Origin of the sequence: Sphingomonas sp. (assembly GCF_035490575.1) — a bacterium.
Classification (GTDB): Bacteria; Pseudomonadota; Alphaproteobacteria; order Sphingomonadales; family Sphingomonadaceae; genus Sphingomonas.
Window position 1 is genome coordinate 1 of the sequence record NZ_DATJLI010000086.1, and the last position, 11,756, is coordinate 11,756.

Annotated in this window: 11 protein-coding genes; 4 read left to right on the forward strand and 7 right to left on the reverse strand. The window is 69.3% G+C overall.

Annotated features, from left to right (window positions below; genetic code table 11):
- From VL973_RS06575 to VL973_RS06590, 4 genes are all read right to left on the reverse strand, one after another.
- Window positions 1–1,539 (reverse strand): AAA family ATPase (locus VL973_RS06575; protein WP_325283230.1); only part of this gene is annotated, 1,539 nt, incomplete at its 3' end.
- Between the two features lie 55 nt (window positions 1,540–1,594).
- Window positions 1,595–2,320: a DsbA family protein gene (locus VL973_RS06580; RefSeq protein WP_325283231.1), complete on the reverse strand. Its 726-nt coding sequence runs from the start codon at window positions 2,318–2,320 to the stop codon at window positions 1,595–1,597.
- Window positions 2,321–2,347: 27 nt separating this feature from the next.
- On the reverse strand, window positions 2,348–3,007 hold the full coding sequence (locus VL973_RS06585) for a DsbA family protein (RefSeq protein ID WP_325283232.1): 660 nt from the start codon (window positions 3,005–3,007) through the stop codon (window positions 2,348–2,350).
- Window positions 3,007–3,546, reverse strand: a complete 540-nt coding sequence (locus tag VL973_RS06590; protein ID WP_325283233.1) for a DUF721 domain-containing protein — start codon at window positions 3,544–3,546, stop codon at window positions 3,007–3,009. The genes VL973_RS06585 and VL973_RS06590 overlap by 1 nt, the downstream gene beginning before the upstream one ends.
- A 27-nt stretch (window positions 3,547–3,573) precedes the next feature.
- Between VL973_RS06590 and mutY the strand changes: the two genes are divergently transcribed.
- From mutY to nudC, 3 genes are read left to right on the forward strand one after another with little or no spacing between them, the layout of a single operon-like run.
- On the forward strand, window positions 3,574–4,632 hold the full coding sequence (mutY, locus tag VL973_RS06595; protein ID WP_325283234.1) for an A/G-specific adenine glycosylase: 1,059 nt from the start codon (window positions 3,574–3,576) through the stop codon (window positions 4,630–4,632).
- Entirely contained in the window at window positions 4,623–5,936 is a 1,314-nt protein-coding gene (locus VL973_RS06600; RefSeq protein WP_325283235.1) for a serine hydrolase domain-containing protein, read from the forward strand. The genes mutY and VL973_RS06600 overlap by 10 nt, the downstream gene beginning before the upstream one ends.
- Window positions 5,882–6,811, forward strand: coding sequence for an NAD(+) diphosphatase (nudC, locus tag VL973_RS06605; protein ID WP_414712202.1), 930 nt, complete (start codon window positions 5,882–5,884; stop codon window positions 6,809–6,811). The genes VL973_RS06600 and nudC overlap by 55 nt, the downstream gene beginning before the upstream one ends.
- On the opposite strand, the gene VL973_RS06610 is transcribed toward nudC, so the two are convergent.
- Window positions 6,784–7,674: a prephenate dehydratase gene (locus VL973_RS06610; protein WP_325283237.1), complete on the reverse strand. Its 891-nt coding sequence runs from the start codon at window positions 7,672–7,674 to the stop codon at window positions 6,784–6,786. The genes nudC and VL973_RS06610 overlap by 28 nt on opposite strands.
- Window positions 7,675–7,788: 114 nt before the next feature.
- Between VL973_RS06610 and VL973_RS06615 the strand changes: the two genes are divergently transcribed.
- A complete protein-coding gene (locus VL973_RS06615) occupies window positions 7,789–8,469 on the forward strand; it encodes a c-type cytochrome (RefSeq protein ID WP_325283238.1) in 681 nt (226 codons plus the stop codon).
- Window positions 8,470–8,502: 33 nt separating this feature from the next.
- Here VL973_RS06615 and VL973_RS06620 read toward each other — a convergent pair whose 3' ends face one another.
- Together VL973_RS06620 and VL973_RS06625 are read right to left on the reverse strand one after the other, a co-directional pair.
- Window positions 8,503–9,039, reverse strand: a complete 537-nt coding sequence (locus tag VL973_RS06620; RefSeq protein WP_325283239.1) for a SixA phosphatase family protein — start codon at window positions 9,037–9,039, stop codon at window positions 8,503–8,505.
- Between the two features lie 31 nt (window positions 9,040–9,070).
- The coding region (locus tag VL973_RS06625; RefSeq protein WP_325283240.1) for an ATP-dependent DNA helicase at window positions 9,071–11,756 on the reverse strand (2,686 nt) is incomplete at its 5' end.

The following is an 11,756-nucleotide window of genomic DNA, read 5'->3' on the forward strand; positions in this document are numbered from 1 at the left end:
TTCGTGTCCCGCCTCTGGTCGCACCGCATCGAGCAGGCGGGAGCGCCCGGCGCTGCGCGTGGCGCGGGTCAGGGCGGCGGCTTCGCTGTCGAGCGCGGCGAGTTCGGCATGGGCCGTGGCGCGCGTTGACTGCGCGCGCTGGCGCTGGTCGATGGCGGCGCGTTCGCCCGCATCGGCGGCGGCCAGTGTCGCGCGTGCGGCTTCGGTGTGCCGGGCGGCCTGGGCGCGTGCCTCGATCGCGCGTTCGCGTTCGGCCCGCAGCGGATCGGCATCGGCCAGCGCGGCGATTTCCGCCGCCACGCGCGCCGTGTCGCGCGCCGCCCGGTCCAGCCGTTGCCGTGCGGCCGCGCGGGCGGCATCGGCCACGCGCACTTCGGCCGCTTCAGCCGCTTCGGCGGCCAATGCCTGTGCCAGCGCGACTTCGGCATCGCGCGCCTGCCGCTCGGCTTCAGCCAGCACGGCGTCGAGATCGGGCAGCCGTGCGGTCGCATCGGCAATTCGGGTATCGAGCGCCTTCACCTCAGCCCCCAGCCGCGCGATGGCGTCGGCCGCGTCGCTGGCCAAGCTGCCTTCGCGCGCCCGGTCGTCCCCCAACCGGGTTTCGGCGTTGGCGAGTTCGGCAATTCGCCGCTCTACGCCATGGCGCTCGCGCGCCAGCATATCCAGCCGGTGCTGGGCGGCAGTCGCGGCGTCGCGTGCGTTCTGGGCAGCGGCGCGGGCATCGCCAAGCGCCGCCTGTGCCGCGCCTTGCTGCGCGGTAGCAGCCTGATGCGCGGTGTTGGCGTCGATCACTCGACCTTCGGCAGCGACCGCTTCCCGCCGTGCCGCATCGGCGGCGGCGGCGGCGTCGCGCCACCGCGCGAAGATCAGCCGCCCTTCCGCCACGCGGATCTGTTCGCTGAGCGTGCGGTAACGCTCCGCCTGTCGCGCCTGACGCCGCAGGGCAGCGGCGCGTCCGTCCTGATCGGCGATCAGTTCGTCCAGCCGCTGGAGATTGGCTTCCGTTGCGCGCAGTTTCTGCTCGGCATCCTTGCGACGGACATGCAGACCGGCAATGCCCGCTGCCTCCTCCAGCATCGCGCGGCGGTCGACGGGTTTGGCGGCGATGACCGCGCCGATGCGGTTCTGGCTGACCAGGGCGGGCGAATGCGCGCCTGTCGCGGCATCGGCGAACAGCAGCGACACGTCGCGCGCGCGCACGTCGCGGCCATTGATGCGATAGGCGGAACCGGCGCCGCGCTCGATCCGGCGGACGACCTCGACATCGCCATCTTCACCAGCTTCTTCGGCATGGATGGCGACTTCGGCGAAATCGCGTTGCGGGCGCGTCGCCGTGCCCGCGAAAATGACGTCCTCCATCCCCGCCCCGCGTAGCGACCGGGCCGAGCTTTCGCCCATCGCCCAGCGCATCGCTTCAAGCAGATTGGATTTGCCGCACCCGTTGGGACCGACGATGCCCGTCAGACCGGGTTCGATCAGCAGATCGGCGGGATCGACGAAGCTCTTGAAGCCGGTCAGGCGCAGCCGCGTGATCTGCATGGTCGGTCCGTGCCGGGCCGGGACGGCGTTAAGGTCCGCCGCCCCGGCGCGTCGGTCAGGCGCCCGCCTTCTTCAGCGCGGTTTCAAGCTGCGGCCATGTCACCGCATTCTCGACCTTTTCGCCGTTGATGATGAACGTGGGCGTGCCCGTCACTTCGGTCGCATTCTCGGTTACGCCGACCAGTTTCTGCACCAGTTCCATGTCGGCCAGGCACTGGCGCGCTTTGTCCTCCGGGATGCCGCGCTGCTTGACGAAATCGAGATAGCCCGCCTGCTCGCCCCACGCAGCGACCTGCTGCGGCGGCGCCATGTTCTGGATGCGGGCCTGAACGTCGGCGGGCGTCGCCTGCAGCTTGTCGAGCGTCGCGTTCTGGTTCGCATACATTTGTTCAAGCAGCGGGAAGAAGGTGCCCGGTCCGCCGCAACGGCCCAACACCGCGCTCGCCACGTCGGGCGCGCCGTGGATCAGGAAGTCGCGAAATTCGAAGCTGACCTTGCCCGTTTCGACCAGTTTGGTCAGCGGCTCGAACCCTTCGCGGGCAAAGGCGCCACATGCCGGGCAGGTGCGCGATCCATATTCGACCAGCTTCACCGGTGCGTCGGGATTGCCCATGCGATAGCCGCCCTCTGCGGTTTCACTGACCATCTGGGTCCATTGCTGGCCGGCGGGCGGGGTGGCGCCCGCGACCGGCGCGGCGGCGGTGCCATTGCCGCCGCCGGTTTCGCCCCCGCCACAGGCAGCGAGCAGGGCAAGTGGCGCAAGGATCAGGATCGAACGCATGAAAGGCAAACTCCAGTTGGATTCGGTTCAGCGGGCGCCGGCGGCACGCAGGCGGGGTTCCAGCCCCTCCCAGTCGGTGCCCTGGATCAACTCGCCATTCAGTTCGAAGGCGGGCGTTCCCTTGATCTTGTCGAACGCCGCGCGCGTCATCGCCACCAGCCGGTCGCGCTCGCCCGCATCGGCCAGGCATGCCTCGACCGATTTGGTCAGGCGCGGGCGCACGATCGCGCTCAGGCCCGATCCGTCGGCCACGGCCTTCAAAGCGTCCTCGCGGCTGGCATTTGCGGGCGGAGCCACGCTGACGCCCTTTTCCAGCAACGCCTTCTGGTCGGCGAAGATGGCGGTGTGCACTGCGGCGAAGTTGCGCGGTCCAGTGCAGCGCGCGAGCAAAGCCGCCGAGAAATCGAGGCCGTCGCGGATGGCGTGGTGCACTTCCACGCTGACGCTGCCCGAACGCACCCATTGATCGAACAGCACGGGCTTCGACTGGGTGACGAAATCGGCGCAGTGGGAACAGGTGTAGCTGAGATATTCGACCAGCTTCACCTTGGCGGCCGGATTGCCGATCACCCACGCGCCGCTGTCCGTTGGGGTGACGGTGGTGCGCCAGTCGCGCCCGCTTTGGGCGATGGCGTGCGTCGCGGTCAGGCCCAGCAACAGGCCGAGCAGCATTTTGAAAAGGCGCATCAACGGACCTTGCCCAGAACGGGGATGGAAACGGGTTCGCCAAGGCCGGAGGCCAGCGCCTCCAGCACGGCCTTCAACTCAGGGTCGGCGATGGCGCGCAGGCTGTCGGACAGGTCGGCGGGCACGGCGCGCGGCGTCGTCGGGCGGCTGGCGGGCCGGGCCGGGCGGCGGATTTCACCCTGCCGGAACACGATCCGGGCGACGGCGGCATAGCCGAAGAAGCGATTGACCCGTTCGACGATTTCGGGCGCGATATGCTGCATCATCGGGCCATGCGCGCCCGCGATAGTCAGCGTCAGGACGCCGTCGGCGCGCTGGCCGTGCGGAAAACGGATCGATTCGGGGCTGGAGACGCGGGCATAACGCTCGCCCACGATCTCGCCCCAGCGGCTGACGATCGAGGACTGGACGAAGCCGAACTTGCGGAAAGCCGCGCCCCCGATGTCGGGCAACAGCTCCGCCACCGGGCGCACGCGGTTCGAACGCGGCGGCGGCGCGGGGGGGGCTTTGGCTGGCCGGGGCTGGCGCGGCTTCGTCATCGCGTGAACCCATGCCATAGGCGGGGCGTGTCCAACAAGGTGCCAGCCCAAATCGCCGCCCGCCTGCTCGACTGGTATGACGCCCATGCCCGTGTGCTGCCATGGCGCGCCCCGCCGGGCGCGCCGCCGGCCGACCCCTACCGCGTCTGGCTGTCCGAAGTGATGCTGCAACAGACGCAGGTGGCGACCGTCGCCCCCTATTTCGAACGCTGGACCGCGCGCTGGCCCGATTTCGAAAGCCTTGCCGCCGCCGATGACGGCGATGTGATGGCGGCCTGGGCGGGGCTGGGCTATTACGCCCGCGCCCGCAACCTGCTGAAAGGCGCGCGGGCGGTGGTTGCCGATCACGGCGGACGCCTGCCGAACGATGAAGCGGCGTTGCTGAGCATGCCCGGCATCGGCGCCTATACCGCCGCCGCGATTGCCGCGATCGCGTTCGGGCGGCGCGCGGTGGTGGTCGACGGCAATGTCGAGCGCGTGGTGTCGCGCCTGTTCGCGATTTCCACGCCCTTGCCAGCGGCGAAGCTCGAAATTCGTGCGGCGACCGACCGGATCACGCCCGATGCCCGGCCCGGCGACTTCGCGCAGGCGATGATGGACCTGGGCGCGACGATCTGCGTGCCCCGCGCCCCGCGATGCCTGCTGTGCCCGCTGGCCGGCGACTGCGCTGCACGTGCGGAGGGCGCGCCGGAGCGTTATCCCGTCAAGGCACCCAAAAAAGCGCGGCCCGTGCGCCACGGCACGGTGTTCTGGCTGTGGCATGAAGGACAGGTGCGGCTGGTCCGGCGACCCGCGCGCGGATTGCTGGGCGGGATGCTGGCGCTGCCCACCGGTCAATGGGCGGATTCGCCGCCGGGCCTTGCCGATGCGCCGGGCGGCGGCGAATGGCGCGTGACGCCCGGAACGATCGAGCATGGCTTTAGCCATTTCACGCTGGTCTGCGCGCTTGCGGGCGCACGGTGGGATGGGCAAAGCGATCCCGGTCCGGGTGAATGGTGGCCGGTCGCCGAACTCGATTCGGCGGGACTGCCGACTGTCTTTGCCAAGGCGGCACGAAAATTGGGGGAGTGGTGGACATGCGACTGACGTTCGGCACCGCGATGGCGGCGACCCTGGCTTTTTCCGCGACAGCCCCGCTGTCGGCACAGGCGATACGCCAGCCCGCGACGCAGGCACAGGACGCGCGGACATTGCCGCAGGTCGAGGCGCTGGTGCAGCGCTATGTCGCCCAAAAGCGCGCGCCGGGTCTGGCCGTGGCGATCGGTCATGACGATGCCGCGCCCGTCCTGCTCGCCGCCGGTCGCACCGGCACCGCGCCGGGCGCCCCGGCCGTCACGCCCGACAGCCTGTGGCGCGTCTATTCGATGACGAAGCCGATCACGGGTATCGCCGCGATGATCCTGGTCGAGGAAGGGAAGCTGGCGCTCGACCAGCCGATCAGCGATTTCTTCCCCGCCTACAAGAACATGCGGGTGCTGACCGATCCCGACAAAAGCCTGGAATCGCGTCCCGCCGCGCGTGAGATCACGGTGCGCCACCTGCTGACGCATACCGCGGGGCTGGGCTATAACATCATCACAAAAGGGCCGCTGCTCAAGGAATATGAGCGGCTGGGCATCATCCCCGCCGCGCTGAACATGCAGACCGAAGCGCAGGGCAAGGCCGTGCGCCCGAAATCGCTGCGCGAATTTGCCGAACGGACGGCGACGCTGCCGCTGATCGCCGATCCGGGCACCAAATGGAGCTATTCGATCGGCCTGGACCTGATGGGCGCGGTGGTTGAGGCGGCGTCGGGGGTTCCGTTCGAGCGTTTTGTCCAGACGCGCATCTTCGACCCGCTGGGCATGAAGTCGAGCTATTGGCAGGTGCCCGAAAGCGAAAAAACCCGGTTGGTCGACAATTACGCATGGGTCGGTGACAATCTGGTGCCGCTCGATCCCGCCGCGACATCGGTGTTCCTCCAGCCCCCCAGCTTTCCCTATGGCGGCGCGGGGCTGGTGATGTCGGCCCGCGATTATGACCGGTTCCTGGCAATGCTCCAGAATGAAGGCGCGCTGGATGGCCGACGCATCCTGAAGCCCGAAACCGCGCGGCTGGCGATGTCGAACCTGCTGCCCGCGGGCGTCACCTATGCCCGTGTCGACGCGGCCACCGGCGGCAGCGCTGGTCCCAATACGGGCTATGGCGCGGGTGGTTCGGTGACGCTTGAGGATGTGCCGGGCGGGCCGGGGGCGGGCACCTATGGCTGGGGCGGGGCTGCGGGCACGATCTCGTTCGTCGATCCGAAAAAGCGGGTGCGCGCGGTGGGCATGGTCAATTATTTCCCGGCGGGCAAATGGCCGCTGCGCGAGGATATCATCAAGGCCGCCTATGCCGACCTGAAGCGGTGAACCCGCCGGGTTTCACCGGTGCGAGGATCGACCGCGCGGACCATCTGCGCGCCGACCCCGCGCGCATCGCCGCCGCCATTGCCGATCCGGCCGCGCGGGTGCTGGTGATGGCGGGGCTGGAGCCGGGCATCGCCGGCGGGCGGCTGCAATGGCGCGCCGTCGCGGCGGGCGAGGAACTGGTGCTGCTGGGTGTGGACGATGGTGTGCCGCGCTTCGCGGCCGTCACTGCCGAACCGACGCAGGGCGCGTTGCGCGCGCCCGAGTTGATGAGCCTGCTCGCCACATTGCCGCGCGCCGAAATGGCGCTGTATGCGGGTGCGCGCAGCCTGATCGACTGGCACGCGCGGCACCGCTTCTGCGCCGCCTGTGGCAGCGCGACCGCGCCCTTCAAGGGCGGGTGGGGGCGACAATGCGATGCGTGCGCCGCCCAGCATTTCCCGCGCACCGATCCGGTCGTCATCATGCTGGCCGAACATGACGGTCGCGTGCTGCTGGGGCGCGGCCTGAACTGGCCGGAGGGGCGGTATTCGGCGCTGGCGGGCTTTGTCGAACCCGGCGAATCGATCGAGGAAGCCGTCGCGCGGGAAGTCTGGGAGGAAGCGGGCGTGCGCGTGTCCGGTGTTCGCTACGTCGCCAGCCAGCCTTGGCCCTTTCCGTCGCAATTGATGATCGCGTGCATCGGCGCCGCCGCCGATGATGCGCTGATGATCGACGAAACCGAACTGGCCGACGGTTTCTGGGCGACGCGTGGCGAGGTCGAGGCTGCACTGGCCGGCGCCGACAATGCCCGTTTCATCGCGCCGCCCGAATATGCCATTGCCCACACGCTGTTGCGGGCATGGCTCGATCACTCGCGCTCGAACGCCTGGGGATAGCTGCCGAGCAGGCGGACCCATGCCGAATGAAAGCCCAGTTCCTCGATCGCGCGGTCGAAATTGGCGTCGCCCGGCCGGCCAGAAATGTCGGCATAGAATTCGGTCGCGGCAAAACTGGCGCCATGCTGATAGCTTTCCAGCTTGGTGATGTTGACGCCATTGGTCGCAAAACCGCCCAGCGCTTTGTAAAGCGCGGCGGGCACGTTCTTCACCGCAAAGATCAGAGTCGTCATGAACGGTCCGTCGCCGACCAGCGGACGCGATCCCCGCGCCAGCACGACGAAGCGCGTAACATTGTGATCGGCATCGGCAATGTCGTCGGCCAGCAGGTTCAGCCCGTAAAGCGGCGCGGCGGCGGCGGGGGCGAGGGCCGCGACGCGCGGATCGCGCCGCTCGGCCACCAGCGCAGCCGCGCCCGCCGTGTCGGGATAGCTGACCGGGCGGATGCCGTGCGCGCGCAACCAGTGACGGCATTGCCCCAGCGCCTGCGGATGGCTGGTCGCCTCCACCACATCGTCGCGTGTGCCGGTGCCCAGCAAGGCGTGGCGGATGGCCAGGAAATGTTCGCCGACGATCACCAGCCCTGATTCGGGCAGCAGGAAATGAATATCGGCAACGCGCCCGTGCAGCGAATTTTCGATCGGGATGATCGCGCAATCGGCGCGCCCGTCGCGCACCGCGTCGATCGCGTCGGCGAAATCGAAGCATGGCAGCGGCAGGGAGTCGGGAAAGGCCTGAACCAGCGCGACATGGCTGTTGGCGCCGGGCGCACCCTGGAATGCCACGGCGCGGTCGGGCGCGGCGGCGGCGGCGTTGGTCATGGCTTCCACCAGCGGGCGGGCCGGTGCGGCGAACTGTTCCATGGGGCGTTGCGCCTAGCCACCCGGTCGTCGCGGTGCAAGCGCGGCTTGCCGCGTCGGCAAAGCCCGATTAAGGGGATGCCGCTTCTCATTTTTATTCGGGCTGACGGCATCGCAATGGACAATCGCACGAACACGATCGCGGGCTGGGTTCTGGCTGGTTGCGTCGCAGCCCTTGGGTTGACGATCGCCAGCGGCATGGCGTTTCACGGCGAACGCCCGGAAAAGATGGGTTATCCGATCGAGGGCGTGGTCGAAGAAGGCGGCGCGGCCGAGGCCGCAGTCCCGATCGGCACGCTGATGGCCGCTGCCGACCCGGCTGCCGGCGCCGAAGTGTTCAAGAAGTGCGCGTCGTGCCACACCATCAATCAGGGCGGCGCTGCCGGCATCGGTCCCAACCTGTATGGCGTGATGGGTAAGCCGCATGGCAGCGTGCCCGGTTTCGCCTATTCCGATGCGCTCAAGGGTGTTCCGGGCAACTGGGACTTCGAGGCGATGAACAAGTGGCTGACCAGCCCGCGTAAATACGCCCCCGGCACCAAGATGAGCTTTGCGGGTCTGTCGAACGATCAGGAACGCGCCAATGTCATCGCGTATCTGAACCAGCAGGGTTCGAACCTGCCGCTGCCCGCCGCGCCCGCTGCCGATGCTGCGCCGGCCGAGGGTGAGACCCAGGCGGAAGCGAATGTCGCTGAGGGCAGCCCGACCGCCGACATGGAAGACCGCGCAACCCCGGCACCCGGCGCACCGTCGGTCGACCCTTCCGCGGCGGAAGAAGCGGCCGAACTCAAGGAATAATCGCAATTCGGGCGCGGCTTGGCGGGCCGCGCCTCAATCGTCGGGACCAAGCCCTTCGGCCAGGTCGCGGGGCCGCACAAAGCGTTCCAGCCGCGCGGCGCCCGTCGCTGCATCGCCCCAGTCGCCCCCCCAGCGCAGCGTCGCTACGGCTGCCGTCGGATATTTGACCTCGACTGCATCGCGCAGCGCGTCGCCGGCCCGATCGGGCACCAGCATCAGCACCAGATCCTCCAGCCCCGGATTATGGCCGACCATCAGCGCGTGTTGCGTTCCGGCGGGCAGTTCATGGACCAGATCGAGCAACGTCGCGGCGGACGCCAGATATATGCGCCGGTCCCATGCCGGTTCGAACGAGCGACCATAGCCCTCGCGAACGCCGTCCAGCGTTTCGATGACACGCACCGCGGGGGAGGCGGCGACATGGTCGAAGACCAGCCCCTCGCGCCGCATCCAGCTTCCGACCACGCTTGCGGCGCGTCGTCCGCGCGGATTGAGCGGCCGGTCGAAATCACGCGTGACGGGATCGTCCCAGCTCGATTTGGCGTGGCGCAGCAGCGTCAGGCTCGGCATCGCATCCCCGTCATATCGGTCGCAAGTCACGTCAGGCGTCGACGCGCCCCTCCTGCCCCAAGCCGGCGGGCATTGCCAGCGTTTGCACGATTTCGGCCGCTTCCTCCAGCGTCACCCGCTGCACGGGGGTTCCGGGCGGAAACGCGTCGAGGAGGCGCGTTGGACAGGCAGCCGACAGCAACACGAACGCCCCGCGATCATCAGCGCGGCGAATCAGCCGTCCGAATGCCTGCGCCAGCCGCGCGCGGACGATCCGGTCGTCATACGCCTTGCCGCCCATCGCCAGTTTGCGCGCAGCGTGCAGCACCGACGGTTTGGGCCACGGCACCCCTTCCATCACCACCAGCCTGAGCGAGCGGCCGGGCACGTCGACCCCGTCGCGCAACGCATCGGTCCCGATTAATGACGCGCGCGGATCGTCGCGAAAGATATCGACCAAAGTGCCGGTGTCGATCGGGTCGACATGCTGCGCGATCAGCGGCAGCCCCTCGCGCGCCAGCCGGTCGGCGATGCGGGCATGCACGCCCCGCAGTCGTCGGATCGCGGTGAACAGCCCCAGCACGCCGCCGCCCGACGCCACGATCAGCCGGGCATAGGCATTGGCCAGCGACCCCACATCCCCGCGCTTCACGTCCGTCACCAGCAGGACGCGGGCGTTTCCGGCATAATCGAAGGGGCTGGCCGCCTCGAACCGTTGCGGCGCCAGCGACAGGTGGTGCGCGCCGCTGCGCGCCTCCGCCACGTCCCAGTCGCCGCCCGCGCGCAGCGTGGCGGACGCGACGACAACGCCATGCGCGGGCTTCAGCACGGTTTCGGCAAAGGGGCGGGTGGGGTCCAGCCAGCGGCGGTGCAGCCCCATGTCATATTCGCGCCCCTCGACCCGGTCGACCGCCAGCCAGTCGACGAAATAGGGATCGGCGGGACCGCCGACACGCTGCGCCAGCGCGCTCCACGCCCCCACCATGTCGCGCCGCCAGCCGAGCGAGGCGATCGCCCCCTCGATCCGCGCGCGCGCCGGACTGTCCATCCAGTCCGGCCCATCGGCCAGCACCGCTTCCAGCCGGTGGCCAAGCGCCACCATCGGCCGCACCAGCGCATCCAGCGCCTGCGCCGCCGCGCCCGCCGCTTCGACCAGTTCGGGCGAGGGTTCGGCCAGTTCGGTCTCCAGCCCGTAGCCGCCCTCAGCCCCGCCCTCATCGCGGGCATAGGTCAGGCCGCGCACCGCCGTCAGCAGTTCCTCGATCGCGCCGAACGGCTCGCCCTGCGTCACGCGCGCGATCCAGCCTTCGGACGGCAGCGCGCGGGCGCCCTCCACCATCTCGCCGATGGCGCGGCCGCCCGCCTCGTCATAGCTGGCGATATCGGACAGGCGCGCCGACAGTCCCCGCCGCCGCCCGCGCCCACCGGCTTCGGGACCGACGATCCAGCGGCGCAGTTCGATCGTCTCGGTGCCGGTCAGGGCGACGCCGAACATCGAATCGGCGGCTTCGAACAGGTGATGTCCTTCGTCGAACACATATCGCGTCGGGCGCGCCTGTGTTTCGCGCCCGCGCGCGGCATTGACCATCACCAGCGCATGGTTGGCAATGACCAGATCGGCATCGGCACTGGCGCGCGCGGCGCGTTCGATGAAGCATTTGCGGTAATGCGGGCACCCGGCATAGACGCACTCGCCGCGCCGGTCGGTCAGCGCGGTCGATCCGTTGCGACGGAACAAAGTCGGCAACCAGCCGGGCAGGTCACCGCCCACCATGTCGCCATCGGTGGTATAGGCCGCCCAGCGCGCGACCAGTTGTGCCAGGATCGCCGCGCGCCCGCCGAACCCGCCCTGCAACGCGTCCTCCAAATTGAGCAGGCAGACATAATTCTCTCGCCCCTTGCGTGTGACGATGCGGCGGCGGCGTTCCGCCGCATCGGGGATCAGGCGCGCGCCCTCCGCCGACAATTGGCGTTGCAGCGCCTTGGTAAAGGTCGACACCCAGACCGCGCCGCCCGCACGCTCGGCCCAGAGCGAGGCGGGCGCCAGATAACCCAGCGTCTTGCCGATGCCGGTGCCTGCCTCCGCCAGCACCATGTTCGGCGCTTCGCGTGCGACACGCGGCGCAAAGGCATGGGCGGCGGCGGTGGCGAACCGGCGCTGACCGGTTCGCTGCTCGGCCCCTGCACCGGTCAGTGCGTGCAGGCGGGTCAGCACCACGTCTTCGTCCAGCGTCACGGTGCGCGGGGCGGGGCGGGGGGCGGCCTCCTCCCATTCGGGCAGTTTGGAAAACAACCAACGTTCGGGCGTCGTGGGGCGCGGCAGGCGTTCGGTCAACAACGGTGCCCATGGCCAGCGCAGCCGCGCCAGCGATTGCAGCGCATGCCAGGCACCCTCGCGTTCCGGCCAGTCGCCCTCGACCGTCGCCAGCAGGCGGTTGGTCGCCTCGATCAGCATCGGCGCGATGGCGGCTTCGCTGTCGGGCGGGGGCAGGCCGACCGCGCGCGCGATCCCCGCCGGGGTCGGCACGATGAACCGCGCGGGAAACAGAAAGGCATAAAGTTCGAGCAGGTCGAGACCCGACAGTTCGGGATGCCCCAGCCGTTGCCCGATCAGCGGCGCGTTCAGCAGCAGCGCGGGGGTGTCGGCGGCAAAGGCAATCGCCTCTCCCCGGCCCACGGCGCGCGTCCCCGCCCAGTCGGCGATCCAGACACCGGCATGGCTGGCATGAATGGCGGGG